27 protein-coding genes are annotated in these 25,699 nt (G+C 66.4%); 14 read left to right on the top strand and 13 right to left on the bottom strand.

What is annotated here, in order from left to right:
* Positions 1 to 206: 206 nt before the first annotated feature.
* The 10 genes from FBF36_RS01295 to FBF36_RS01250 all read left to right on the top strand — a co-directional run bounded on the left by FBF36_RS01295 (position 207) and on the right by FBF36_RS01250 (position 11,603).
* Entirely contained in the window at positions 207 to 1,823 is a 1,617-nt protein-coding gene (locus FBF36_RS01295; protein WP_009398310.1) for a YegS/Rv2252/BmrU family lipid kinase, read from the top strand.
* 166 nt (positions 1,824 to 1,989) lie between these two features.
* Complete coding sequence (locus tag FBF36_RS01290) at positions 1,990 to 3,300, top strand: Mur ligase family protein (protein WP_034493454.1); 1,311 nt, start codon at positions 1,990 to 1,992, stop codon at positions 3,298 to 3,300.
* Entirely contained in the window at positions 3,297 to 4,052 is a 756-nt protein-coding gene (locus FBF36_RS01285; RefSeq protein WP_009398305.1) for a type 1 glutamine amidotransferase, read from the top strand. The genes FBF36_RS01290 and FBF36_RS01285 overlap by 4 nt, the downstream gene beginning before the upstream one ends.
* Before the next feature lie 325 nt (positions 4,053 to 4,377).
* Positions 4,378 to 4,578, top strand: a complete 201-nt coding sequence (locus FBF36_RS01280; RefSeq protein ID WP_009398301.1) for a PspC domain-containing protein — start codon at positions 4,378 to 4,380, stop codon at positions 4,576 to 4,578.
* A 398-nt stretch (positions 4,579 to 4,976) separates the two neighbouring features.
* Positions 4,977 to 5,372: a FeoA family protein gene (locus FBF36_RS01275; RefSeq protein WP_009398299.1), complete on the top strand. Its 396-nt coding sequence runs from the start codon at positions 4,977 to 4,979 to the stop codon at positions 5,370 to 5,372.
* Positions 5,369 to 7,498 carry a ferrous iron transporter B gene (gene feoB / locus FBF36_RS01270; protein ID WP_138137043.1) on the top strand — a complete coding sequence of 710 codons (2,130 nt, stop codon included), beginning with the start codon at positions 5,369 to 5,371 and terminating at the stop codon, positions 7,496 to 7,498. The genes FBF36_RS01275 and feoB (FBF36_RS01270) overlap by 4 nt, the downstream gene beginning before the upstream one ends.
* Positions 7,499 to 7,580: 82 nt before the next feature.
* Positions 7,581 to 8,117 carry a NifU family protein gene (locus FBF36_RS01265; RefSeq protein ID WP_009398294.1) on the top strand — a complete coding sequence of 179 codons (537 nt, stop codon included), beginning with the start codon at positions 7,581 to 7,583 and terminating at the stop codon, positions 8,115 to 8,117.
* A gap of 249 nt (positions 8,118 to 8,366) precedes the next feature.
* Positions 8,367 to 8,747: a FeoA family protein gene (locus FBF36_RS01260; RefSeq protein WP_034493452.1), complete on the top strand. Its 381-nt coding sequence runs from the start codon at positions 8,367 to 8,369 to the stop codon at positions 8,745 to 8,747.
* Positions 8,744 to 10,843 (top strand): ferrous iron transporter B, encoded by a 2,100-nt coding sequence (gene feoB / locus FBF36_RS01255; RefSeq protein WP_138137040.1) that lies wholly within the window; start codon positions 8,744 to 8,746, stop codon positions 10,841 to 10,843. Before FBF36_RS01260 ends, feoB (FBF36_RS01255) begins: the two co-directional genes overlap by 4 nt.
* A 259-nt stretch (positions 10,844 to 11,102) precedes the next feature.
* On the top strand, positions 11,103 to 11,603 hold the full coding sequence (locus FBF36_RS01250; protein WP_009397243.1) for an NUDIX hydrolase: 501 nt from the start codon (positions 11,103 to 11,105) through the stop codon (positions 11,601 to 11,603).
* Between the two features lie 73 nt (positions 11,604 to 11,676).
* Here FBF36_RS01250 and FBF36_RS01245 read toward each other — a convergent pair whose 3' ends face one another.
* Positions 11,677 to 12,189 carry a VOC family protein gene (locus FBF36_RS01245; protein ID WP_009397244.1) on the bottom strand — a complete coding sequence of 171 codons (513 nt, stop codon included), beginning with the start codon at positions 12,187 to 12,189 and terminating at the stop codon, positions 11,677 to 11,679.
* 234 nt (positions 12,190 to 12,423) lie between these two features.
* On the opposite strand from FBF36_RS01245, the gene FBF36_RS01240 reads away from it, so the two are divergent.
* On the top strand, positions 12,424 to 12,651 hold the full coding sequence (locus FBF36_RS01240; protein ID WP_009397245.1) for a toxin-antitoxin system antitoxin subunit: 228 nt from the start codon (positions 12,424 to 12,426) through the stop codon (positions 12,649 to 12,651).
* Positions 12,648 to 13,049, top strand: a complete 402-nt coding sequence (locus tag FBF36_RS01235) for a PIN domain-containing protein (protein ID WP_138137038.1) — start codon at positions 12,648 to 12,650, stop codon at positions 13,047 to 13,049. The genes FBF36_RS01240 and FBF36_RS01235 overlap by 4 nt, the downstream gene beginning before the upstream one ends.
* A 35-nt stretch (positions 13,050 to 13,084) precedes the next feature.
* On the opposite strand, the gene FBF36_RS01230 is transcribed toward FBF36_RS01235, so the two are convergent.
* Positions 13,085 to 14,407, bottom strand: a complete 1,323-nt coding sequence (locus FBF36_RS01230) for an alpha-amylase family protein (RefSeq protein ID WP_138137036.1) — start codon at positions 14,405 to 14,407, stop codon at positions 13,085 to 13,087.
* A gap of 38 nt (positions 14,408 to 14,445) precedes the next feature.
* Between FBF36_RS01230 and FBF36_RS01225 the strand changes: the two genes are divergently transcribed.
* Positions 14,446 to 15,063, top strand: coding sequence for a TetR/AcrR family transcriptional regulator (locus FBF36_RS01225; protein ID WP_138137034.1), 618 nt, complete (start codon positions 14,446 to 14,448; stop codon positions 15,061 to 15,063).
* Between the two features lie 132 nt (positions 15,064 to 15,195).
* Here the strand turns inward: FBF36_RS01225 and FBF36_RS01220 are convergent, their stop codons facing one another.
* The 10 genes from FBF36_RS01220 to FBF36_RS01175 form a co-directional block, all read right to left on the bottom strand.
* Positions 15,196 to 15,693, bottom strand: a complete 498-nt coding sequence (locus FBF36_RS01220) for a Dps family protein (protein WP_178387556.1) — start codon at positions 15,691 to 15,693, stop codon at positions 15,196 to 15,198.
* 117 nt (positions 15,694 to 15,810) lie between these two features.
* A complete protein-coding gene (locus FBF36_RS01215; RefSeq protein ID WP_009397594.1) occupies positions 15,811 to 16,515 on the bottom strand; it encodes a hypothetical protein in 705 nt (234 codons plus the stop codon).
* Between the two features lie 109 nt (positions 16,516 to 16,624).
* Complete coding sequence (locus tag FBF36_RS01210) at positions 16,625 to 17,593, bottom strand: hypothetical protein (protein ID WP_138137032.1); 969 nt, start codon at positions 17,591 to 17,593, stop codon at positions 16,625 to 16,627.
* Between the two features lie 174 nt (positions 17,594 to 17,767).
* Positions 17,768 to 18,466 carry a hypothetical protein gene (locus FBF36_RS01205; RefSeq protein WP_138137030.1) on the bottom strand — a complete coding sequence of 233 codons (699 nt, stop codon included), beginning with the start codon at positions 18,464 to 18,466 and terminating at the stop codon, positions 17,768 to 17,770.
* A gap of 281 nt (positions 18,467 to 18,747) precedes the next feature.
* Positions 18,748 to 19,053, bottom strand: a complete 306-nt coding sequence (locus tag FBF36_RS01200; protein WP_009397588.1) for a helix-turn-helix domain-containing protein — start codon at positions 19,051 to 19,053, stop codon at positions 18,748 to 18,750.
* A 2-nt stretch (positions 19,054 to 19,055) separates the two neighbouring features.
* Positions 19,056 to 19,412: a type II toxin-antitoxin system RelE/ParE family toxin gene (locus FBF36_RS01195; RefSeq protein WP_009397586.1), complete on the bottom strand. Its 357-nt coding sequence runs from the start codon at positions 19,410 to 19,412 to the stop codon at positions 19,056 to 19,058.
* A gap of 90 nt (positions 19,413 to 19,502) precedes the next feature.
* Positions 19,503 to 20,402 (bottom strand): hypothetical protein, encoded by a 900-nt coding sequence (locus tag FBF36_RS01190; protein WP_034493061.1) that lies wholly within the window; start codon positions 20,400 to 20,402, stop codon positions 19,503 to 19,505.
* 221 nt (positions 20,403 to 20,623) lie between these two features.
* Positions 20,624 to 21,331: a hypothetical protein gene (locus tag FBF36_RS01185; RefSeq protein ID WP_225792419.1), complete on the bottom strand. Its 708-nt coding sequence runs from the start codon at positions 21,329 to 21,331 to the stop codon at positions 20,624 to 20,626.
* 224 nt (positions 21,332 to 21,555) lie between these two features.
* Positions 21,556 to 21,882, bottom strand: coding sequence for a hypothetical protein (locus FBF36_RS01180; protein ID WP_138137026.1), 327 nt, complete (start codon positions 21,880 to 21,882; stop codon positions 21,556 to 21,558).
* A gap of 709 nt (positions 21,883 to 22,591) precedes the next feature.
* Positions 22,592 to 23,221 (bottom strand): hypothetical protein, encoded by a 630-nt coding sequence (locus FBF36_RS01175; protein ID WP_138137024.1) that lies wholly within the window; start codon positions 23,219 to 23,221, stop codon positions 22,592 to 22,594.
* 399 nt (positions 23,222 to 23,620) lie between these two features.
* Here FBF36_RS01175 and FBF36_RS01170 point away from each other — a divergent pair, with 399 nt between their 5' ends.
* Positions 23,621 to 24,370 carry a transposase family protein gene (locus FBF36_RS01170; protein ID WP_192574983.1) on the top strand — a complete coding sequence of 250 codons (750 nt, stop codon included), beginning with the start codon at positions 23,621 to 23,623 and terminating at the stop codon, positions 24,368 to 24,370.
* Between the two features lie 21 nt (positions 24,371 to 24,391).
* On the opposite strand, the gene FBF36_RS01165 is transcribed toward FBF36_RS01170, so the two are convergent.
* Positions 24,392 to 25,171 carry a transposase gene (locus FBF36_RS01165; protein WP_225792418.1) on the bottom strand — a complete coding sequence of 260 codons (780 nt, stop codon included), beginning with the start codon at positions 25,169 to 25,171 and terminating at the stop codon, positions 24,392 to 24,394.
* Positions 25,172 to 25,699: the final 528 nt, after the last annotated feature.

Here is a 25,699-nt window from a genome sequence, read left to right as displayed (position 1 = left end):
TCTGCCGTATAGAAACCGGGCCCGCAACCTTTGGCACCCGACCGCTGAGTCACCCCGCACAGCCACTTGCCCTGCGCCGCCGACGGAACCGACCAGCGCCAGGCCGCCCCGCCGGTCTGGCACCCACAGCCGGCCCACATACCGCTCTCAGCCGCACGGTCTAGGCTGCCCTCCGGACAATCAACCGCTGGAAAGGACGAGCGAGTATGAGCAGGCCCCGAAGCGATACCGCCACCTCCTCACCTTCACGCGCCCCGCTGCGTCTGAAGTATGTCGAGGCCATCCTGTGCATCGGCTTCGCCCTGGCCTTCATCATCTGGACCTACCTGAGCGCTCCGGGACCGCTCACCCCCAGCGCCACACAGCACTCCCCCGCCATCGACGCCCTCCTGCCGACCCCCGACACCCAGCCACGGTCGGCCGCCGGACAGCTCGCCGAGGCCTTCGCCACCTTCACCCATCCTCTCCTCATCCTCGCGATCATCGCGGCCTGGGTCGTCTACGCCTACTCGGCCCGCATGCGCCGTCTGAGCGTCTCGCTGACCATCGCCGCCGCCGGCATCCCCGTCCAGTTCGTCATCGCCCTGTACCTGGCTCACCCCGACCCGGGCTCCGCCTTCTCCGACTCCATCGCCGCCTTCACCTACTCCTACCCCAACGCGCACATCACAGCGATGACCCTGGCCTCCTGGGTCCTGGTGACCCTCGCGCGCGCCCACCACCGCAGCACCATGGTCGCCACCGGCACCGTCCTGGGCTACACGGCCGTCGCCGTGACCGCCGTCAGCCAGTGGTACATGGGCCTGGCGGCGCTCAGCGATCTCATCGGCGGCTTCCTCCTGGGCGCCGCCTTCGCGAACCTGGCCCTGTGGGCCGGCGGCATCGACGCGATCCTCACCAGCTGGGTCAACCGTCGCCTGTCGCGCACCAGCAGCGAGAAGCGCGCCGCCGTCATCTACAACCCCACCAAGTTCGACGACCTCTCGCTCCTGCGCCGTCGGGTCGCCACAGAAGTGCACGCCGCCGGCTGGCGTTCCGCCATCTGGCTGGAGACCACCCCGGACGACCCCGGTCGCTCCATGGCCCACCGCGCCCTGGAGGCCGGCGTCGACCTGGTCATGGTGGCGGGCGGTGACGGCACCGTGCGCGCCGTCTCCTCCCAGCTGGCCGGCACCGAGATGCCCATGGCCCTCATCCCCGCCGGCACCGGAAACCTGCTGGCCCGCAACCTCTCCATCCCCTTGGACACCGACGCCGCCATCCGCCTGGCCCTGCACGGCCGCCTCACGGCCATCGACATGGTCACCTGCACCTTCGACGACGGCAAGGAGCGTTTCGTCGTCATGGCCGGCATGGGGCTGGACGCCCAGATCATGGAGTCCACCGACTCGGGCCTGAAGAAGGTCATCCGCTCGGGTGCCTACGCGGTGGCCGCCGTCCAGAACGCGGTCCCCGACCCCTTCACCGCTACCATCACGCTCGACGACGAGCCCCCGGAGCAGCGCCAGATGGTCATGGCGCTCATGGGCAACGTCGGCACCATCACGGGCGGCATGACGCTCTTCCCGGACGCCACCCCCACCGATGGCATGGTCGACCTGCTCCTGGCCAGCCCCGGCAAGGTCGTGGACTGGGCCCGCCTGGGGGCGCAGATCCTCACCGGCCAGGAGATGGAGGGCTTCACCCTCACCCGCGCCCGGAAGGTTCTCATCGAGGTCGACCGCCCCGTCCCCTTCGAGCTCGACGGCGACACGGCCGGCTCCACCCGCACCCTGCGCGCCGAGGTCGAGGAGGGCGCCCTGCACGTCGTCGTCCCCCAGTGAGCCGCCACCGCGAGCGCCCCATGCCCCACGACCCGCGCCGGTCACGTGAGCATCGTGACGCATCCGTGACCGGCCCCGCTGCCCTAGAATGACCCGCAGCTGGCGCACCTCGCGCTCCAGCCCTGTGACCGCATCCGGTCAGTCATTCTGAGCCAGCAGGAGTTCCATGCGTTCTCGTCTCACGGTCGCTCTCGGCCGCACAGCGCGTCTTGCCGCCCGTGCACGCGGCGGCGGCAGCGGCGGCACCGCCTTCCCCGGCCTCGTCATGGAGCGCACCGACCCCGGTTTCCTGGAGCGCACCCTGAGCCGCCTGCCCCGCGGCGTCATCGTGGTCTCGGGCACCAACGGCAAGACCACGACCACCAAGATGGTCGTCCAGCTCCTGCGCGAGCAGGGCCTCAAGGTCTTCACCAACCGGACCGGCTCGAACTTCGTGCGCGGTGTGCTCGCCTCCCTGCTCACCGAGGTCGACGCCGCCGGCAACCTGGACGCCGACATCGCCGTCCTCGAGCTCGACGAGGCCCACGCCGTGCACTTCGTGGCCCGGGTCCGCCCACGCGCCTGCCTCCTGCTCAACGTCATGCGCGACCAGCTCGACCGCTTCGGCGAGATCGACTACACCGCCTCCCTCCTGCACTCCATCGCCAAGGCCACCAGCGACGTCGTCGTCCTCAACGGCGACGACCCGCGCCTGGCCGCCCCCGCCTTCCTCGAGGGCGTCAGCGCCCGCGTCGTCTCCTTCGGCGCAGGCGAGGACCTGCGCTCCCTGTTCCTGTCCGACGACGACCTGCGCACCGGTCTGGTCAGCCCCCGTCAGGGCGGCCAGGCCCCCGGCCCGCGCGTCACCCTGGGGACCATCAACGGCCAGCGCGCCACCGTGAGCGTCGACGGGACCTCCCACGAGGTCGACTTCGCCATCCCGGGCGTCCACAACCTGCTCAACGCCTGCGCCGCCCTCGGGGTGGTCCTGGAGGTGCTGGGCGAGGACGCCGACCTGCCCGGGCTGCTGACCACCCTGGGCACCGTGCAGGCCGCCTTCGGCCGCGGCGAGGTCCTCACCCTGGACGGCCGCCCGGTCCAGCTCTCCCTGGTCAAGAACCCGGCCGGCTTCCGCATGGGGCTGCTCTCGGCGGCCGCCCAGGCGAAGGACGGCGAGGTCGTGGTCGTGGCCATCAACGACGAGTACGCCGACGGCCGGGACATGTCCTGGCTGTGGGACGTCGACTTCTCGGCCCTGCGCGCTGGCGGGGTCGCCGTCGTCACCGGGGTGCGGGCCTGGGACATGGCGCTGCGGCTGCGCTATGACGAGGTCGAGGTCGCCGACGTCGAGCCCGACCTGCGCCGGGCCGTGGCCCTCATGCGCCGGGCTGCCGCCGACACGGACCGCCCCATGCGAATCTTCACCACCTACACCGCGATGCTGGCCCTGCGCTCGATCCTGGGCGAGATGACGGACGTTGAGGAGGTCATGTCATGACCGTGCGCTACGAGCACACCACCGACGGCCCCGCCCGCGGGCACCTGCGCCTGCTCCAGCTCTACCCGCGGGACATGAACATCTACGGCGACTGGGGCAACACGCTCGTGCTGGCGCGGCGGGCCCAGTGGCAGGGATACGACGTCGAGCTCCTCTCCTACGACCCGGGCGACGAGCTGCCCGGCGACGTCGACGTCCTCGTGGGCGGCGGCGGCCAGGACTCCGGTCAGGACCGCATCAAGGAGGACCTGGTCGAGGTCGGCCCCACGCTCAAGGCGTGGGCCGCCGACGGCGTCCCGATGCTGGCGATCTGCGGCCTCTACCAGCTCTTCGGGCACGGCTTCACCACCGCCAAGGGCCAGGAGATCCCCGGTATCAGCCTCATGGACGCCCACACGGTGGCCGGCGACACCCGCCTCATCGGGAACATCACCCTGGACACCGAGGACTTCGGCGCGGTGGTCGGCTACGAGAACCACTCCGGCCTGACCACCCTGGGGCCGGGCGCGCGCCCCTTCGGCACCGTGCGCGTGGGCGATGGCAACAACGGCAAGGACTCCACCGAGGGCGGGCGCGTCCACCACGTCATCGGCACCTACCTGCACGGCTCCCTGCTGCCCAAGAACCCGACCGTGGCCGACTGGCTGCTGGCCCGCGCCGCCGAGCACGCCGGCACCGCCTGGGAGCCCGAGCCGCTCGACGACGCCTGGGCCGAGCGCGCCCGCGCCGTGGCCATGTCCCGGCCCCGCTGATTCTCGGCGGCGAGGCGGGACCGGCAGAGGGTGACGAGCCCCCAGCACACCGGCCCGTCGTCACACCCCCTTATTTTCACAAGCGATAACGGACCTAATAGCCGAGAAGAGTACAGAGATTCATGTCACTCTTATTGGACATCGAGTATTTTCCAAGGTTCGTCTCATGGAACCAGAAGGAATCTGCGATCACCCCGCCATTGAAGGGCGTCGAAGTCTCACATTAGATATATCCACCACCCAGTCACCCACTGTTGGACACTGATTTATTCAGACTGAGACTCCAACGTGACACCAGCGCGTCGGGCATTGCAGAATATCTGCCATGACAGCACAGAATTCTTCTGGTTTCGATTGGCCCGCCCGTTCCGCCGACAAGATCTGGCTCGGAGTCTGCGGAGGTCTCGCCAACAAATGGAACGTCAACGCCTGGTTGGTTCGCATCGCCTTCTTCTTCTTCGTCGTGCCGCTCGGCTACGTGTACTACCTGGGCGCCCAGAACATGCCCGACCCCTCTGCCCGCTAACCCACCACCACCTCACCAGAAGGCCTGAGAGCCCTCAAGACTCTTGAGGGGAACAAAAAGCGGTGAAGCAGCTCCCCGCTTCAGACAGAAACATCCCCGCACAATCATCCCCACATATCGCCAACAAATCACTTCCTACTTCCACAAGAAAAGCATCTTGCGGAAGTAGGAAGTGATCGCACTATATTTTATACGGCTCGACACCATTGCCACCTCCTGCCGATAACAACCGCAGCCCCCGCTCTCAGGCTCCGATAAGGAATCGAGCCCCCTCCCCGTCGCGACTCCGGGCAGACGCGCCACACTGAAGCAGAACGGCCTCTGACCTGCTGCGAGATAGAGAAGCGTTGTCTTAGACTCATATCGACGAAGCCTCTTCATGTCGATCTGAGGACACCATGGATTTTGCTGTTCCACGACACCGCGCCCCCGAGGGCACCACATACTTACCCGAACCGGGCACTGCCACCTTCGCACTGTCGGACCTGAGCCCCGGCACCAGCGGACGCATCACCGGCCTGCTCGACGACGGCATCGGCGGGGTCCTCGTCAAGCGCCTGCGCAACCTGGGCTTCGTCCCCGGTCGGATCGCCACGCCACTGCGCCGCGCCCCCTTGGGAGACCCGGTGGTCTACCGCGTCTCCGACTACGAGGTGTGCCTGCGTCGCCAGGAGGCCCGTCTCATCCAGGTCACCACCGTGGAGGCCGAGAACCGCATCATCCTCCAGCCCAGGCCGGCCGGACGGCACGCGGCCGACGACCCCGCAGCACCGAACACGGGAGAGACTCTGTGAGCACCCACGACATCACACAGCACGCCACCGGGCAGTCGCAGCGCTGCGAGCACCCCTATGACGGCGCCGACTGCCACTGCGGCTCGGGCAGCTCCAAGACCCTGGTGTCCGGCGCCCCGCGCGTCGCCCTGGCGGGTGCCCCCAACGCCGGCAAGACCTCCATCTACAACGCCCTGACCGGTCTGCACGCCAAGACCGGCAACTACCCCGGCGTCACCGTCCAGCGGTCGCTGGGGACCTGCAAGGTCGGCGGCAAGACCCTGACGATCGAGGACCTGCCGGGCGCCTACTCCCTGGACCCGATCAGCCCCGACGAGCAGATCGTCCACGACGTCCTCACCGGGACCTCGACCACGGTCAGCGCCCCGGACGCCCTGGTCATCGTCGTCGACGCCACGACGCTGCAGCGCGGCATGAACTTCATCGCCGAGGCCCTCGCCCTGGAGCTGCCCACCTGCCTGGTGGTCACCATGACCGACGAGCTCAGCCGCCGTACGGGCCGACTCAACGTGGCCGCCCTCGGACAGGCCCTGGGGATCCCCGCCGTGCGAGTCATCGGGCACCGCGGCGTCGGCATGCCCGACCTGCGCGCCCAGCTCGCCCAGGTCGAGAACTGGCAGCGCACCCCGCTGCCGCCGCCCACCGACCCCGACGAGATCACCTCCTGGGCCGACTCGGTGCTGGCCGCCGCGGACTACCAGGCGCCCCAGAACGACCAGATCACCTCCGCGGTTGACAAGGTCCTGCTGCGGCCCATCCCCGGAACCATCGTGTTCTTCACGATCATGTTCCTCTTCTTCCAGGCGATCTTCACCTGGGCGGCCCCCTTCCAGGACGCCGTCGAGAACGGCTTCGGGTACCTGGGCGGGTTGGTGCACGGCTGGCTCGACGAGTCCCACCCGCTCATCGCCGGGCTCCTGGGAGACGGAATCATCGGGGGTGTGGGCTCGGTGCTCACCTTCATCCCCCAGATCATCATCATGTTCCTCATCATCGCCGTCCTGGAGGGCGTGGGGTACATGTCCCGAGCCGCCTTCCTCATGGACAAGGTCATGAGTATCGCCGGGCTTGAGGGGCGGGCCTTCGTGGCCCTGCTGTCCTCACTGGCCTGCGCGATCCCCGGGATCATGGCGACCCGCACGCTGCCCTCCACGAAGGACCGGGTGGCCACGATGCTGGCCGCCCCCCTCATGACCTGCTCGGCCCGCCTGCCCGTCTACGTCATCATGATCTCCTTGACTGTCGACGGCGACGCCAAGGTCGGCCCCTTCGGGACGCGCGGTGTGGTCATGTTCGCCCTCTACCTGCTGGGGGCGGTCTCCGCGATGGCGGCCGCCTGGGTGGTCAAGCAGCTCACCGACCGAGGCAACATCCTGCTGCCCTTCTACATGGAGATGCCGCCCTACCGCATGCCCCGCGTGCGCACGGTCCTCATCATGGTGTGGGACGCCTGCAAGGGCTTCCTGAAGAAGGCCGGTACGATCATCACCCTGACCACTGTCATCCTGTGGGTGCTGCTCAACGTCCCCATGCGCTCGGACGCCCAGTTCGAGGCCTTCTGCTCCTCCGACAAGCAGTGCGCCGCCATCTCGGCGGCCGTGGAGAACCCGGCGTCGTCCACCGTCAAGGGGGATGACGGACAGGTCATCACCGACGCCGAGGAGCTCGGCAAGCTGCTGGAGGCGCAGAAGACCTCCTACACGATGGACAACTCTTGGGCGGCCAAGGGGGGCAAGGTGGTCCAGCCGGTCTTCGAGCCCCTGGGCTTCGACTGGCGCATCAACGTCGCCACCCTGTCCTCGCTGGCGGCGCGCGAGACCTTCGTGGCCACCCTGGGACAGATCGCCGCCGCCGAGGACCCCGAGGACCCCGGCGCACACCTGGCCACGATGACCTACCAGGAGGACACCCTGACCAACAAGGCGGGTGACCAGCTGTTCAACCCGGCCACCGTCATCGCGATCCTCGTGTTCTTCGTCTACGCCCTGCAGTGCATGGCCACGGCCGGTGCGATGCGCCGCGAGACCGGCACCTGGAAGTGGCCGATCATCGCCTTCTCCTACATGTTCGTCACGGCCTGGGTCATGGCGGCGATCAGCCGCGCACTCGTGGCCGCCTTCATGTAGGTGGAGCAGCACGGACCAGTGACCCGGACGGCGCCCCACCGATGGCGGGACGCCCAGAGCAACAGGAGTAGGTGAGGCAGCAGTGCCCGTCGTTCCCACGCACCCGACAACCACGCCGGACCCCGACGTGCTGCGGTGGGTCGTTCCCGACGGCCTACTGCCCTTCACCGGGGAGGTCGCCCACGCCCCTGCGCTTCTTCAGAAGCTCATGGACGACGGCACCCTGCGCTCCGTGAGGGTCGACGGCGGCGGGGTGCTCACCCTCCTGGGTGCCGGCCACGACTGGCGCACGGAGGGAGCCCGGGTGCGATCCGCGCTGGTGGACGCCCTGGGCGCCCCGACGTCGTGGAAGGGCGCCTCCACCTCCCACGCCTCCGGTCCCGACGACGCCCTGGAGGCCGCCGCCCGGCAGATCGCCGACGGCTCACTGGGGACCTTCATCAACAGCCACGGCGGCGCGCTTGTGGTGCAGTCGGTGCGCGACGGCGTCGTCGAGATCGCCATGGAGGGCTCCTGCGACCACTGCCCGGCCGCGGAGATCACGATGCACGCGCGCTTCGAGCACCTGCTGCGGCGCCGTTGCCCCTGGATGGTCGAGGTTCGCAGGGTCGACGAGTAGCCCTTCACCGAGCAGACCCTCCCCGAGCCGGGCGTCTTTCGCGTAGCCCCACCATTTTCCCACCCGGCTACACGAGAGGCGCCCGGCTCAGCGCGTTGTGCGGCGTGGGCCTACCACCCCTGATCTGTGTCGGTGACGCCCCAAAAACCTGACGGTAGTTAAGCCTCACCTTAGACTGTCATGGTCGGTGCGCGAGCCCGCGCCGCGACCGAGCACAGACTTAAGGATCCGAGGAGCTCCGAGGGCAACATGGCGACTGCAGTCTCACACCACGGCACGACGACGCCGGCCGGCACCGGCGGCACCCCACCTTCCGCGCACAGGTCCCTGTCCGATCTGCGCCTGGGGACCAGCGGCCGAGTCATCGGCCTGCAGGAGGACGCGACCGACGACCCCATCGTCAAGCGGCTGAGCAACCTGGGCTTCGTGCCCGGCCGGACCGTGACGCCGTTGCGCCGCGCCCCGCTGGGCGATCCGGTGGTCTACCGCGTCGCCGACTACGAGCTGTGCCTGCGCCGCCAGGAGGCCCGCATGGTCCAGGTCGAGGTCCTCACCGAGGCCGACGTCGTCGTCGGGCCTCTCGCCGAGGAGCAGGCCGACACCCCCGAGCGTCAGGAGCAGCTCCCATGAGCGACCACTGCGCAGCCTCCGAGGTCGCCGGCGCCCCCGACTGCCACTGCGGGTCCTCCAGCTCCAAGACCCTGGTGTCCGGCGCCTTGCGCGTCGCCCTGGCGGGTGCCCCCAACGCGGGCAAGACCTCCATCTACAACGCCCTGACCGGTCTGCACGCCAAGACCGGCAACTACCCGGGTGTCACCGTGGCGCGGTCGCTGGGGACCTGCCGGATCGGCGAGACCAGCCTGACGATCGAGGACCTGCCGGGCGCCTACTCCCTGGACCCGATCAGCCCCGACGAGCAGGTGGTGCGCGACGTCCTCACCGACGCCTCGCAGAGCATCTCCGTCCCCGACGCCCTCGTGGTTGTCGTCGACGCCACGACGCTACGGCGAGGGCTGAACTTCGTCGCCGAGGCCCTCGCCCTGGAGCTGCCCACCTGCCTGGTGGTCACCATGACCGACGAGCTCACGCGGCGCGCCGGGCGGCTGGACGTGGCGGCCCTCGGGCAGGCCCTGGGGATCCCGGCCGTGCGGGTGGTCGGCAACCGGGGCATCGGCATACCCGAGCTGCGCGAGCACCTGACCGATATCTCCGACTGGCGGCGCCCGCCGCTGCCGGCGCCGACGTCGCCCAGCGAGGTGGCCTCCTGGGCCGACTCCATCCTGGATGCCGCCGACTACCAGGCGCCGCAGCAGGACCGCATCACGACCGCCGTCGACAGGGTCCTGCTCAACCCCGTCCTGGGGTCCCTGGTGTTCTTCGCCATCATGTACGTCTTCTTCCAGGCGATCTTCACCTGGGCGGCCCCTCTCCAGGACGCCGTCGAGGGCGGGTTCAGCGCCCTGGGGGAGCTGGTGCACGGCTGGCTCGACGAGTCCCATCCGCTGCTGGCCGGGCTCCTGGGTGACGGGCTCATCGGGGGTGTGGGCTCGGTGCTCACCTTCGTCCCCCAGATCATCATCATGTTCCTCATCATCGCCTTCCTCGAAGGCGTGGGGTACATGTCGCGCGCCGCCTTCCTCATGGACAGGATCATGAGCCGGGTCGGCCTGGAGGGGCGGGCCTTCGTGGCCCTGCTGTCGTCCTTCGCCTGTGCGATCCCCGGGATCATGGCGACCCGTACGCTGCCCAGTGCCAAGGACCGGGTGGCCACGATGCTGGCAGCCCCGCTCATGACCTGCTCGGCGCGGCTACCCGTCTACGTCCTGCTCACCTCCATCATGGTGCCCGCCGACGCGAAGATCGGGCCGCTGGGTGCACGTGGCACCGTCATGTTCGCCCTCTACCTGCTGGGAGCGGTCTCCGCGATGGCGGCCGCCTGGGTGGTCAAGCGTCTCACTGACCGAGGCGGGGTGCTGCTGCCCTTCTACATGGAGATGCCCCCTTACCGGCTGCCTCGACCGCGCACGGTCCTCATCATGGTGTGGGACGCCTGCAAGGGCTTTGTGAAGAAGGCCGGGACCGTCATCGCCCTGACCACGCTCGTCCTGTGGGTGCTGCTCAACGTGCCGATGCGCTCCGAGGAGCAGTTCGACGCCCACTGCTCCGCCAGCACCGAGTGCGCGGCCGTGTCCGCGGCGGCGGAGGACCCGGCGTCGTCCACCGTCAAGGGGGATGACGGGCAGGTCATCACCGATGCCGAGGAGCTCGGCAAGCTGCTGGAGGCTCAGAAGACCTCCTACACGATGGACAACTCCTGGGCGGCCGCCATCGGCAAGACGGTGCAGCCGGTCTTCGAGCCCCTGGGCTTCGAGTGGCGCATCAACGTGGCGATCCTGTCATCGCTGGCGGCGCGCGAGACCTTCGTGGCCACCCTGGGGCAGATCGCCGCCGCCGAGGACCCCGAGGACCCCGGCGCCCACCTGGCCACGATGACGTACCAGAAGGACACGCTCACCAACAAGGCCGGCGACCAGCTGTTCAACCCGGCCACGATTGCGGCGATCCTGGTGTTCTTCGTCTACGCCCTGCAGTGCATGGCCACGGCTGCGGCGATGCGACGCGAGACCGGCACCTGGAAGTGGCCGATCATCGCCTACACCTACATGTTCGTCACGGCCTGGGTCATGGCGGCTCTCACGAGGTTCGTCGTCGCCATGCTCATCTAGGCGCGAGGGCCGGGCCGGGGCGGGGCGGGCGCGCGGGCCGGGCTAGGCCGCACCCGCACACCCGATACTCACCACGCACCACACCTCCGCTCACTCACCCCCGAGCACTTCGACCGAATCTTCATAAATGACCCGGAGCCGCGTCGTTTATGAAGATTCGGTCGAAGTGTTGAGCGAGTGCCAGCGCTTGGCGGCCGTCTGCCCCAGCTGCCGCTTCCCACCTTCGCCTCCGCGGTAAGTGATCGTCTAGGCTCGCGGCATGGCGACTCCGGAGTTCATCGTCTCCCTGCGGCAGAAGATCGGGCACGACATGCTGTGGCTGCCGGGGGTGAGCATCGTCGTCGTCGACGCGGCCGGCCGGCTCCTGCTGGGGCGGCGCGCCGACAACGGGCGGTGGGCGGTGGTCTCCGGCATCCCCGAGCCCGGCGAGCAGCCGGCGGTGGCGATCAGGCGCGAGTGCCTGGAGGAGACCGGCGTCGACGTCGAGGTGCTGGCGCTCACGAGCGTGACCGCGGGCGAGCCCTTCGCCTTCCCCAACGGGGACAACTGCGTGTTCATGGACATCAACTTCGTGGGGCGGGCGCGGGCAGGCAGCGCGGATCGCGCCCATGTGGCCGACGACGAGTCCACGCAGGTGGGCTGGTTCGCGCCGGACGCACTGCCCGAGCCGCTGCTGAGCTCGACGCCAGGGCGCATCGAGGCGGCCCTGGCCTGGTTGGCCGACCCGACGTCGGGCGCGCGCTTCCACCCAGCGTCCTGACGCCGGCCGACGCCCTCCGGACGGGGACATCCGCGCGGCAGGGCGCCGTCTCTTCCAGCCTGGGACGGTGGGGTCAGGCCTCGGGAGCCTCGATGCCGATGCGCCGGAGGCCCTCGGCCTGCGCACTGTTCGGGTCCAGGGGCCTGGCGGCGGTGAGGATGACGTGTACGCCCTCGGGGGTGATGACCTCGACCTCGCGGGAGTTCCACGGGGTGATGCGCGGGCCGGTGACGCTGCCCGGCCGGCGCTGCTCGCAAGCCTCGGCTATCTCGTCGATCTGGGACAGGACGCAGGAGAAGCTGACACTCACCGAGGGGCCGTCAGCTGGAGCGGGTGCCTGCGGCGTCGGCACCAGGAGGACATCCTGGAAGGCCCAGCGGCGCAGGTGCACCAGCTGGCCGGGAATGCTGAACAGAGTGAAGAAGCCCAGCGCCTCGGTCCAGAAGTCGACCGAGGCGTCCAGGTCCGACGTCGGGACGGTGACGAACATCGGCATGCCGTAGATGCCGCGGAAGGGCTCGGGCGGTTGGGCGTCCTCGCTGGGCGCGGGCACGGGGCTCATCTCGAATGCGTTGAAGGTGCTCATGCGGAGCAGCCTCGTCCCTCACGCTACGTGAGGGTCAAGGCCGATCCGCGTTACTGCTGGCCGCACTGTCGGGGACATGCCACGCGGCGGGGTGCGGTCCCCTCCGGCCGGGGACATCCTGCGTGTACGGGAACGGGAATTCCGTCCCCCCCCCCCCCCCCGTACGCGTCGATGGCACCCGGCGGCGGCAGAAGGTCCCCGACGACCACCACCTCACCTTGGTATGATTCTGGTATGACTCAGAAGATCGCGGTGAGCCTCCCTGATGAGCAGGTCGTCTCGATTCGTCGCGCGGTCGCACAGGGCAGGGCGCCGTCGGTGTCGGGCTTCATCAGCGCGGCGGTCGCTCGCGTACAGCGGGAGGACGACCTCGCCCAGCTGCTGGACGACCTTGATCGCGAGCTCGGCCCCGTCGACGACACGGACCTGGCCTGGGCGGACAAGGCGCTGGGACTGGCGTGACCGCCACGGGCAGGAAGAGGGTCACGGGCCTGACTCTCGACACCGGCGCCCTGCTCGCACTTGAGCGCGGGGACTCTCGGGTCCGCGCGCTCCTTCGGCGGGCACTGGAGACGGGTCTGCCCCTGAGCGTTCCCGCCGGCGTCGTGGCGCAGGCCTGGCGGGGCGGCCCTCGGCAGGCCCGCGTCGCGCGCCTGCTGGCGGACCCCAGCGTGCACGTGGCGCCGCTGGACGACACGACCGCGCGAGCCGTCGGCCTGCTGTGCGGACGCAGCGGCCATCGGGACATCGTTGATGTTCACGTGGCCCTGCTGGCGGAGGAGCTCGGCCACACCGCGGTGACCTCCGACCCCGAAGACCTCAGCACCGTCCACCCCGGCCTCCCACTCATCACGGTGTAGACAGCCGTCGATGTCCCCACCGGTGCGAGGGTCCCTCACTCCACGGGCGGCTCGACGACGAGCGGCGCCTCACCGGGTGCACGCACCTCGGCGCGAGGCACCGGCTCCAGGCTGAGACTCACGTGCAGCCGTTGCCCTTCCTCACCGACGGCGTCGTAGGACAGCCGCGGATTGTCCAGCTCGGTGACCTCGGTGCGGGCGCGCACGAGCCAGGGGTGGCGGCGTCGCAGTCCGATGAGGTCCTGGTGGAGCCGCAGCATCCAGGCGCCCTGCGGCGCGAGCCCGGACGGCGCGGCCGGCAGGGCGGGGCGGACCTCGTCGTCGCCGCCGAGGGTCTCGGTCTTCACCCCGCGGAAGGCCTGCTCATCCCCGTAGTAGACGCTGGGCACACCGCCCACGGTCATGAGCAGGACGACGGCGAGCGCCGCCCCGCCGGCCCCGACCCTGCTGGCGATGCGGGTGACGTCGTGGTTGCCGACGAAGGTGGCCGGGACGAACCGGTCCAGCAGCTCGTTGTGGCGCTTGAGGCACCAGTCGAGCTCGTAGAAGTTGACGTCGGCCAGCGAGCTCCAGGTCGCCTTCCACAGCTCGTACTGGGTGACGGTGTCCACGGTGGAGGCCTTCACGAAGCCGGCGTAGTCGCCGTGGATGACCTCCCCCATGAACCAGGCCTCGGGGTGGTGCTCGCGCACGGCGGGCAGGACGCTCGCCCAGAAGGCGGGGTCGACGGCGTAGGCGGCGTCCAGGCGCCAGGCGCTCGCTCCGCGGTCGAGCCAGTGGGTGAGCACCCGCACGGCCAGGTCGCACACCTCGATGGAGTCGTGGTTGAGGGCGGCCAGGGACTCGTGGCCCTCGAAGGTGGCGTAGCCGGGGCCGGACTTCCCGGCGCCGTCGCCACCGTCCCCGCCGGCGGCGGCGTCGAAGCGGAAGAGGCTGCGCTCCTCTCCCCCGGCGCGGGCGGCCCGGAAGAGGGGGTGCTCGGTGCCGACGTGCCCGAGGACGCCGTCGAGCATGAGGGCCAGACCTCGGGCGCGGCAGGCCTCGGCGAGGCGGTCGAAGGCGGCGTCGTCACCCAGGCGGGGGTCGATGCGCAGGTGGTCGGTGGTGTCGTAGCCGTGGGTGGACGAGGCGAAGATCGGGCCGAGCGACAAGCCGTTGACGCCGAGCTCGACGGCGTAATCGAGCCAGGGCTCCAGGCGGTCCAGGCGCGCAGGGGCGCCGGGCTCGGTCAGCGGCGTGCCCGGTTCGGGGCGGATGGGGGCGCCGGTGGCGCCCAGGGGGTAGACCTGCCACCAGATGGCGTGGTCGATCCAGGCAGGGCTTGCAGGACGGCTTATTCCAGACGACTCACTAGTCATGCCTCCAAGGGTGCCGCCGCGCCCGTTAGCATGTCAAGGTGCCGTCCCGTACCGATAAGCGCCCACGCCTGCGCATGGACCCCGCCGAGCGCCGCGAGCTGATCCTGTCCGCGGCGAGGCGGGCGTTCGCGAGCCACCCGTATGAGGAGGTCTCGCTGGCTGAGGTCGCCCAGGAGGCTCAGGCCTCCGAGGCGCTGGTGCACAAGTACTTCGCGGGCAAGGCCGGCCTCTACGCCCAGGTCCTCCGGCACGCCGCTGACGAGCTCGCCGAGCGCACCCGGCGGGCCGACGACGCCCTGCCGGAGGGATCGTCGGCCCGGGACCGGGTGCGCACCTCGATCCTGGCCTATTTGGACTTCATCGCCGAGCGCTCCCCCGGCTGGGTGACCTACCAGGTGCTGGCCGGGCACGACCCGGGCGACGAAGCGGCCCGGGTGAGGCGGGCGGCGCGCGAGGCGGCGGTGACGGCCCTGGCCCAGGTGGTCGGCGGCCGTCGGGGGCACCGCGACGACTTCGCCCTCTGGGGCTACCTCGGCTTCCTCGACGACGCCTGCCTGCGCTGGGTGCACGCCGGCTGCCCCGATGACCAGCGCCACAGCCTGGTCGACGCGGCACTGGGCTGCCTGGAGGGGGCACTGGGCGACTGGCGGAAGTGAGATCTGGGACCGCCCCGGCGAGTACGACACCCCGGAGTCGGCAGTCCGGCCCGTAGACACGAATGTGGGGCCCACCTCGCAAGGAGGTGGGCCCCACGTGATGGAGTCAGCGCGTCGGCGCGAGCCTCGGGCTCAGCGGACGGGCTTGCGGACCTCGGAGGAGAGGAACCAGGCCTGCTGCTCGAGCTTGCCGATGAGGTCCTCGACGATGCCGGAGGAGGTGGGGTCCTCGGAGTCGACGTCCTCGTCCACGCCGCGCAGGGTGGCGACGACGGCCTCGATGGCGGAGACGATGTAGGCGACGCCCTCACCGGTGAGGATCTCGCCCTCGGGGGCGGCCGGGACGGTGGTGGCGGCGGAGACGGTGGCCGGGCGGCCGTCGGGGACGGCGTTGATGGCGCGCATGCGCTCGGCGACCTCGTCGGAGCCCTCGCGGGCGATGTCGACGACGTCGTCCAGGTTGAGGTGGACGTCGCGGAAGTTCGGGCCGACGATGTTCCAGTGGATCTGCTTGCCGACGAGCTCGAGGGCGATGAGGTCGGTCAGGACGCGCTGGAGGTTGTCGCTCAGGGCGGCAGAGGCGGTGAAGGCGAGGTTGATGGACGGTGTTGTCATGGTGTCTGCGTTCATGGCCATCACTTTACTACGTCGCAAGTCTCTGTGGGTGTTACTTATGATTCACAGGCAAGCCATGCCTCACCTGGAACCAAGGCTCACCTGCCTGGACGGGTTCTTCTGGCAGCCCACTCAGCCGACCTTGCAGGTGTTCGGCTCGCCGGTCTCCTCCTCCTCGGAGGCGAGCCAGTGCCCGCCGCTGCCGGGCACCATGGTGTTCTTCGCCGGGATCCGCGCCTTGTTGGTGGGTTCAGTGACGTCCTTGCCCTGTGCGTCGATGTAGGTCACCTGTGTCAGGTCCACGCAGTAGGTGACGGTGGCGCTCTGGCCGTCGGCGCTCATGGTGACCTCGGAGATCGCCACCTTGACGGGGGTCTTGGCCTTCTGCCCCTTGTTCTTCAGGTTGGCGGCGTCATCGAGGAGCTGTTGCTGGAGGTTGCCGGTGGTGACGGTGGGGACCTTGCTGGTGTCCTGCCCGCCACCGACCCACAGCTTCCAGGACATCTGGTCGTAGGCCACGAAGTCCTGGAGGATCGCGACCCGCTTGACGTCGAGGCCGGCAGGGATCGCGGTGACGGTGTACCCGAGCTGGGAGTCGGACAGGGAGGCCGCGGTGACGGTGCCAGCAGTGCTCGACGCCGTGGCGACAGCCGAAGGGGCCGATGTCGGCCGCCCCGTGGAGGTGGCCCTGCTGGCGGGCGCCTTGGCTCCGGGCTTGGAGTCCTTGGAGGAGCACCCGGCCAGGGCCAGTGAGCCGGCGAGCAGCAGGCAGCCCAGTGCGGCGGCTCGACGACGGGCTCCGGCTCGACTCGCGGGGCAGTTCTCGGCATGTGCCACGGGGGCTCCTGACTGTCGGCCGGATTCGACCCGGCGGAAACCAACCCGTTGACACTACCGCGAAGGTCACGGACGTGTCTCAGCCTTCGTCGCCCCCGTTCCGGCCGAGTCAGTTTTGTCGGGGGTTGTTTGCGTTGGTGGTGAGGGTCTGGACCTCGGCGACGGGGAGGTTGATGGTGCTGGTGGTGGTGATGGCGGGCAGGGTGCCGCTGTTGCCGTCGGTGGCGGTGTAGGAGGCCGAGTAGGCGACCTTGATCGTCAACGGCGTGCTACCACCCAGGTGGGCTGAGCTGCGGTTGAAGGAGATGGTGCAGGGGCTCGAGCCCTCAGGCATCCCCTGGTGCCAGGCAATACCGAACCCGGTGCAGGAGGCCTTCGCGTCAGGGGCCGACAGCTGCAGGCCGGAGGAGCCGGCCGTGATGGTGGCGGTGGTGCTGCCGGCGGTGGCTGTGGCGGTCACGCTGGTGGGGGTGTTGCCGGTGGCCCACACCCAGGTGTCCATGCCCACCAGGGTCGCGCCCTGGGTGCCGACCTTGGGGTTGGTCTCCACCGTCGGGGCCGGGATCTTCACCGCATCCCAGGCCACCTTGGCCAGGCGGGTCCCAGAGATGTAGGGCTTGGGGGCCTGCTGACCGGCCGGGACCCAGATGTTCTGATCAGGGTTAGCATCGAAGAACGCCTTGCGCTCCTTGGCGAGGTCCTCCTTGAAGGTCGGGTTGTTCTTCGGGTCCAGCCGGGACGCGTCGCAGTAGCGCCCGTACCAGCGGCCCTGCGCGTCATCCTTGTGGGACTCGTAGTCAGGGTAGTTCTTGTCCATCTGCTGCTTGACCTTGTCATGGCGCTCTTGGACTCTTTTGTTGTCACGCGCAGAGGCCTTCTTCGCGTCGGAATCGAGGTATTCCTTCACCTTCCCGATGCCCTGCGCCGTCTCCGCTCCCGTCCTACCGGGCTTGTAGTAGCACACCGGCGCCACCGTCACTTCCGTGCTGGACGACGACGAGGACGTCACCCCACCACCACTACCGTCGCCCCCGCCAGAGCCGGCCGTGGTCACACTCGACTCCACAGAGATAGTCACCTGACCACCACCATCACCAGTCCCCTCAGCAGAACCAGACACCTCAGACGGTGCGCTTTCACTTACTTCCGCCAACCCTTCCGGAGCAGGCGCAACAAGAGACAGCAGAAGCAAGCCTGCCAGCCCAGTTCTTACGATCCTGACACTCGACACAACGCCTCCCGACTTCCTTCTTCACTTCCCAGCTTCAGCAGTACACTCATTGTGGGATAAAATCGTTTCATTCTCAGCGATCCACTCACCTTGGCTATTTGACGCCATCTGGACAAGCAATTTAACTCGCCACTGCTTTTCCTTCTTGGTGACATCATTTCCTTGGAAGTCAGTGCGCGTCACTTGCGTCTTGTCGATACACGCCGTTACGTCCATGCTCTTCGTGTCTTTCGACACCTCAACGCTTCCGACACCAACCCTGATGGGAGGGTTGGCGCGATCGGTCATGGCATCATATCCATCCCGAAGCATCCCTTGCGCTGCCCCCGTTGTGCGATTCAGGGCATCGTCATACCCCTCACCGGTCGACCAAAGGCGCCAGGTGGCCTTGTCATAGGCGACGTAGTCCTGGAGGACCTTGGTCTTGGTGGCGTCCAGGCCGTCGGGGATGGAGACCACCGTGTACCCCAGGTCGGGGTCGGACAGGGACTCAGCAGTCACCGCACCAGCACTGGCAGCACCGCCCGCACTGGCCGACGTCCCACCGGAGGCCGTCGAGCCACCACCGGCACCCGCAGTATTGACGGGCGGGATCGTGCCTCCGCCCTTTGGGCTGCTCGATGAGCACCCCGCCAGAGCGAGCGAGCCGGCCAGCACGCCCACCCCCAGGGCACCTGCAACACGGCGGCGACCAGACAGACCAACAAGGGAACGAGCCATAAGGAAGCACCTCCACAATCAGGCCGAGCACAGTCGCCCGGCACGATAGGAACCACCCCGACCCTACCGGCCAGATCACAACAAAGTCACGGCCCGGACGAAGGCCACACTCCACCTCCAGCCGAGGCACACGTCGACCGCCGCAAGCAGCAGCGCGAGGGCGGTACAGGCTCCAACTCAGCAGAACCCGCCCGACAGCATGAATCACACCGGGTTTAATGGAGGCGGCGATGACACTGAAGGAGCACTGCCTTCATCAAACCCGGGGCGATTTACTGGGGTCAGCTCGCGGCGGCCATATCGATGGTCAGACGCAGATCCAGTGCGCGGGCGATACGCCAGAGAGTCGAGACGGAGGGAACCTGCCCACCGTTCTCGACGGCTGAGATGACCGACTGTTGGGTTCCCATGCGCCCAGCCAACTCGGTCTGGGTCAGCCCCGCACGCGTACGTGCGGCGTAGACGAGCTCAGCGAGCTGCAAGCGGGCCTCCTCCTCAGCCTCCGCGGCGTCGAATCGGGCACGCTCGTCCGGAGTCATAGCAGCCAGGGCCTCAGCCTCGGCCTGCCGGAACGGTGTGGTACTCATGATTACTTCCTCTTCTTTCGGGCGCCCTTGGTTGCTGCCTGAGTGGCCTGATAGGCCGCCTGGGCCCGCCGGGCTCGCAGGATCTCCCCACGCTCGTTCTGGCGCTGCTTGCGGAAGGTGGTCAGCGTGATGGCCTTCCGTTCGGGTTCGAGAACGTACGTGATCCGTCTTGCCACGCCCTCGCAGGTGAACCGCAGTTCGCGCAGGCCTCCGCCCACCTGTTTCGACAACGGCATACCGAGCATATGCCCGGCATCCTCCAGCCGCGTCAGCACGCGACGGGTCGCCGCCTTCCCCTCGGGGGTCAGGCCCTGATACCAGGCCAGAACCTCGTCGGAGAACTCAACCGTCCATCGCACAGCCCCATTATGTCATTCATGTGATATCGCGACAAGGCGATACTCTCATTCTTACTATGACTGGATTGCGGTCACGCCGCTTGCACCGCTTCAGTTCTGGCGGGGGTTCTTTTTGTTGGTGGTCAGGGTCTGGACCTCGGCGACGGGGAGGTTGATGGTGCTGGTGGTGGTGATGGCGGGCAGGGTGCCGCTGTTGCCGTCGGTGGCGGTGTAGGAGGCTGAGTAGGCGACCTTGATCGTCAACGGCGTGCTACCACCCAGGTGGGCTGAGCTGCGGTTGAAGGAGATGGTGCACGGACTGGAGCCCTCAGGCATCCCCTGGTGCCACGCAATACCAAACCCGGTGCAGGAGGCCTTCCCGTCAGGGGCCGACAGCTGCAGGCCGGAGGAGCCGGCCGTGATGGTGGCGGTGGTACTGCCGGCGGTGGCTGTGGCGGTCACGCTGGTGGGGGTGTTGCCGGTGGCCCACACCCAGGTGTCCATGCCCACCAGGGTCGCGCCCTGGGTGCCGACCTTGGGGTTGGTCTCCACCGTCGGGGCCGGGATCTTCACCGCATCCCAGGCCACCTTGGCCAGGCGGGTCCCAGAGATGTAGGGCCTGGGGGCCTGCTGACCGGCCGGGACCCAGATGTTCTGATCAGGGTTAGCCTCATAGAAAGCCTTGCGCTCCTTCTCGAAGTCCTCCTTGAAGGTCGGATTGTTCTTCGGGTCCAACCGGGACGCGTCGCAGTAGCGCCCGTACCAGCGGCCCTGCGCGTCATCCTTGTGGGACTCATAGTCAGGGAAGTTCTTGTCCATCTGCTGCGAGACAATGTCATTGACCCCTCGGACCAGAGGTCCGGTAACACCAGAGGCCCTCTTTGAGCTTTCGGCGAGCTCCTTCTTTGTGTAGTTGATTCCCTGGGCAGTCTGAGCCCCCGTGTCGCCGGGCTTGTAATAGCACACTGGGGCCACGGTCACCTCCGTGCCGGACGACGACGAGGACGTCACCCCACCGCCACTACCGTCGCCCCCGCCAGAGCCGGCCGTGGTCACACTCGACTCCACCGAGATAGTCACCTGACCACCACCATCACCAGTCCCCTCAGCAGAACCAGAAACTGCTGCCCCATCATCTTCTACACCGTCTGCGGCGAGCGCCTCGGAGGGGAGGAGGGTCAGGCATAAAAGTGCACACGACAGGGCTACGACTCGACTTCTCACCTTGTTCATCACTTTTGCTCCGTGCTGCACTCGTTGGAAGATAATGTTGTTTGGCTCTCGGCAAGCCAAACATCAGATTCACCGTCAACTAAACCGATGAGATACTCTATTTTATTCTGAGAGGAATCCTTGGTGACGTCATTTCCGTTCTCGTCGACCACCGTCATCTTCGTGCGATCGTAGCACACGGTCACGTTAGCGCTTTTCCCGTCGGCACCCACCTCGACGTCACTAACTCCGATTGAAATGGGAGGTCGAGCATAGCGCGTCGTTTTGTTGTAGTTGTTTCGAATATTTTCTCTGGTTGTGCCAGTTGAAAGCGCCAGGGCCTCGTCCAGTCCCTGTCGTGTTGACCAGAGGCGCCAGGTGGCTTTGTCGTAGGCGACGTAGTCCTGGAGGACCTTGGTCTTGGTGGCGTCCAGGCCGTCGGGGATGGAGACCACCGTGTACCCCAAGGAGGAGTCAGACAAAGACTCAGCAGTCACCGCACCAGCACTGGCAGCGCCACTGGCACTGGTCGACGTCCCGCCCGAGGCAGGCGCAGATGCCGTCGAGCCACCACCGGCACCCGCGGTGCTCAGCGGCGGGATCGTGCCGCCGCCCTTCGGGCTGCCCGACGAGCACCCCGCCAGGGCCAACGAGCCGGCCAGCACGCCCGCCCCCAGGGCGCTGGCGAGACGACGGCGACCAGGAAGGCTGACGCGGGAACGAGCCATGAGGAAGCACCTCCACAGTCAGGCCGAGTACAGTCGCTCGGCGCGGTAGGAACTACCCTGACCCTACCGGCCAGGTCACAACAAAGTCACGACACCCCGACGAAGGCCACACCCCACCTATCCGGCGGTGCAGACGTCAACCGCTACCGCCTCTGGCTGATGAAGCTTCCGCTGCTGGAGTTGCTCCGACCTAGAGTCTCAGGAAAGTGTGTTCGTGGGCGGGCTCAAGGCGTTGGCGGCGACGTCGGTGTCGCCGTGCCACTACGTGATGCCGGCGACGACTGCGCCGGCGCGGTCAGCTGGGCGGAGTCGATGCGGGCGTCGGCGCGGTGGAGCGCCTTGTTCAGCAGCCCGACGGCGTCTTGCGAGCCAGTCTTGCCTTCCGTTGCGGCAGTACGAATCATGAGGATGCCCAGCTGGTCTCCGCGTCTGACAGGGGCGTAGACCATGTCCACGACAACGACGCTGGCTCTCGTGGTGGCCCGCTGCCTGAAACCGAAGGCGCCCCTGGGCAGGGAGTCTGGTTCCAGCGCCGACATTGCCACACTCACTTGCTCCCCGGGGGCAGGGACGGGCTTGTCGGGCCAGGGACGATTCTCAGTCGACTCGACACCGTCGCAGGCCACGACATCCGCTTGCAGACCACGAACAGTTTCACCCTTTTTACTCTCTATGAGATTAAAGATCATCACCTGGGTAACGGACATCCCATCACCCTCGAAGCGTCCGACGCTCAACTGATTCTCAGGCTCTGACGACAACGTCAGATTGAGGCCATTATCCGCGGCAGCACAATTACTCTGATACCCAGAGATGTCCGACCACTTCACGTCAGTGGCTCCAGGAACGTCCTCACGAGTCAACATGACTGACCGCAATGGCGCGACCTTCTTAGGAGTCACCTCCCCTCCACCAACCACCGAGCACGACACATTCAGAAACACCATAGCGACACTCGCAACAACCAAGCACCAAGAACGAAACACCATGAAAACCTCACCTCAAAACCAGCTCGGAAAGTAGTCTTAACCGTTGCTCCAGGAAGACAAGCACCCCACCAGCGACAACGAACCGACCAGCAGCCTCACTCCCAGTGCGCTTGCAACACGACGACGAGCCCGTTACCTTGTTGATGGTCCTGGGGGCGGGCGCCCGATGATGGGAGCCGCTACACCACCCAACTGAGAGACTAGACTGCTGGGCGTATTTCGAACTAGCAGAGTGCTCCTCTCAGCCCAAGAACCAACACGCACCCCAGGCTTACTTAGAAGGTGTGTGCAACCAGTCAGGTTCGACGCTTTTCATTGTGACTCCATCGGTGCCCGGGATCGGTTGATCACCGCACATCCATGGAAGTGTCGACTGTATTAAATTAGTGAGCGCCTCCTGCGTGTCACCAACGCTGTGTTTGATGCCAGCATAACCATAGTCCAGAGCGATAAACCGTCGCCCGCACTCGTACGTCCCTTTACGAATCTTTCCATCAGAGCCTGGGTGTAGCTCGCCACTTCCAGCATATCCTGCATACTTCAACGTGACACGTGGTTTCAGTCCTGCCGTATGAACGAGCTCGTTCGGAGGGTAGTTGTCAGTATAGTATCCGTAATATATTTCGAGAGCCAATCCATCCTCGATCTTGTAACCACATCGAAGAGGTGCTTTGTTGCCATTAACGATGTCTCGTTTAATTTTAGATATGGACACATCGAACATCATCCTCACGGATGCATCCGGAATACCTGGACAGTAATATTTGTCCGCATCTGTCGACACAGCGGTGGGCACAGTACCTGCCGAAGCTTCCAGCCGTCCACCTTCTTTGCCCGCCGAGAATATAGCGCACGCCCCGGCGGTTGTCGCCACCAGAACGAACACCAGAAATGCACACATCTTCCTAGCATGACGCAATTGGGGTCTCCATCACTCATCGTTAACTGCACACAACGAGCGCCACGCCGTCGTTACGATATCCATCGATCCATCACTTTGGCTTGCTAACTCCAGGTTTGGCTATGCCAGAGTGTTTTCCCTTCGGATCTGGCAGGCTGCTGTACGGAGCTTTTCTCGGCTCGGGACGGTTAACGCCTCCATCCTTGGTGATGTTGCGATTAAGTTCCGTTTGAGGCTCAGTGCTACCATGGGTATCCGGGTTAGCTGCCCGGTAACCTCCATTGAAGGTTATTCAGGGGCGTGTATGGGGGTTTAGGGGTTCGGTGTGTTGAATGGGTGACGGCTCGTTGGTCTGAGAGAATCAGATTGCTACATGAAACCTCTCAGGAACGAGCCGTCATGGGTAAGGGTATCACGGGCCTGGACAGAACGCAGTTGAGCTGCCTGGTGGAAATGGTGCTGGGTGATACTGAGATCTCCTTGGCGCCAAGAATTCTTGGCCCACTGGCCGCGGTGCGGGCGACGTTGATGTATTTGCGCACCAACACCTCCCAGGAGGCGATCGCCGAGATCATGGGGGTGTCACAGCCGACGATCTCGCGGGCGATCTCGGTGGTCACCCGGATCATCGCCAGGGTCCTGGGGCCTGTGCTGACGACCGTCGAGGAGGTCCCCCATGGGGGCGTGCACATCATCGACGGTACGCTCCTGGCGTGCTGGAGCTGGAAGGATCGGACGGACCTGTGGTCGGGCAAGCACAAGCGCACCGGCCTGAGCCTGCAAGTGCTGGTCAGCCCCGCCGGGCGCCTGCGGTGGGCCTCAGACCCGCTACCGGGGGCCACCCACGACACCAAGGCCATCACCACCTCCGGTCTCTTGGAGGAGATCGACCCCTCCTGCTGCATCGCCGATAAAGGCGACATCGGAACCGGGGTTCTCACCCCCTACAAGAAACCTCCCAACAGTGAGCTCACCAAGGCCCAGAAGCAGGCCAACAAATCCCTAAATGAAATCCGGTATGTCGTGGAGAGAACCATCGCGCACATCAAATCCTGGAAGATCCTGGCCCACGACTACAGGCGCCCCCTGCACACCTTCAAAGAAACTATCACAGCCACCCTAACCCTCTACACCTACACCAACCCCTGAATAACCTTCATTGAGGCTTATTCATAGGGTGTAGGTGAATATGATTCCGAGGACTGCTGTGATGGTTGTCTTGAAGGTTTCTAGTGGTCTTTTGTATCCGGTGTGCAGGACTCTCCAGGTCTTGATGTTGGCGATGACTCTTTCGATCTTGTAGCGGACCTGGTTGACGGTGATGTTGTAGGCCTTGTCATCAGGGTGGAGCGGTAGGTTCGCGGGTTTTTTCTTTGGGGTGATCATGCCCAACCCGATGTAGCCCTTGTCGCCGATATGCCGCGGTGGTGATGCCCCTTCCGGGAGGTCGGCGGGTGGCACGTCAAGCAGGCCACGGCGGCGTAGGGCCTCGGTGTCGTGGACCCTTCCGTCGTGGGGGTCGGACACCCAGGCCAGGTGGCCCGTGAGGGTGCAGGCGACCTGGACGTTCAGTCCGGTGGTCCTGTGCTTGCCGGAGTACAGCTCAGGGTGTTCGGCCCAGGACCAGCACTGAAGGAGGGTGCCATCGACGATCAGCTGCACGGTGGGATCCAGATCCTCCACAGTCGGCACACTGATTTCCAAAGCCTGGGCAATCAGGGGTGTGTAGGCGGTGATGACTCGGGAGGCGGTGGCCTGGGAGACGCCGTAGAGCTCGGCGAGTAGCTCCTGGGGTAGGTTGTGCCTCAGGTATGTCAGTGTCAGACGCACGCACAGGTACAGCCCCAGCGCCCGGGCCCCGAACGCCGGCAGGTCGGGGTTCTCGGCGAAAATGGTCTCGCACAGGTCCACAACCTCGCCGCGAGTGATCCTCGTGCTACTATTCATCATGGCGGTTTGTTCTTGGTTGAGTTGGCTTAGACACCAAAACTCTCTCAAGAACAAGCCGCCACCTTACTCAGCGACACACCCCCCTCCTTTGAACACCCTAAACACCCCTATGAATAAGCCTCATTATACGAGTCGTCCACATCTCCATTCTTTTTCAAATCCAACTCATTCAGTTCAGGTTGTTTGGAGTTGCCCATGTGTTGGCCTATGTCACTCAATGCGCCACCTTTATTCTGCAAATCTGTAGCACTCACACCTGACGTCCCATTTGGCTTGGCCAGGTCCTTGAGGCTTATTCATAGGGGTGTTTGGGGTGTTTGTTGGTAATAGTGTGTCGCTGAGCGAGGCGACGGCCCGTTCCTGAGAGAATCTTTGGTGTTCAATCCAACTCAATCAGAAAACGAGCCGTCGTCATGAATAGTAGCACGAGACTCCCTCGCTGTGAGGTTGTAGGCCTGTGCGAGGCCATTTACGCTTCCGGCCGTCTGCCGGCCTTCGGGGCGAGGGTGCTGGGGGGTGTTCCTGTGC

Origin of the sequence: Actinomyces sp. oral taxon 171 str. F0337 (assembly GCF_005696555.1) — a bacterium.
Taxonomy (GTDB): domain Bacteria; phylum Actinomycetota; class Actinomycetes; order Actinomycetales; family Actinomycetaceae; genus Actinomyces; species Actinomyces oris_E.
Note: the sequence above shows the minus strand (reverse complement) of the source record. Positions and strands in the feature narration are given on the sequence as shown.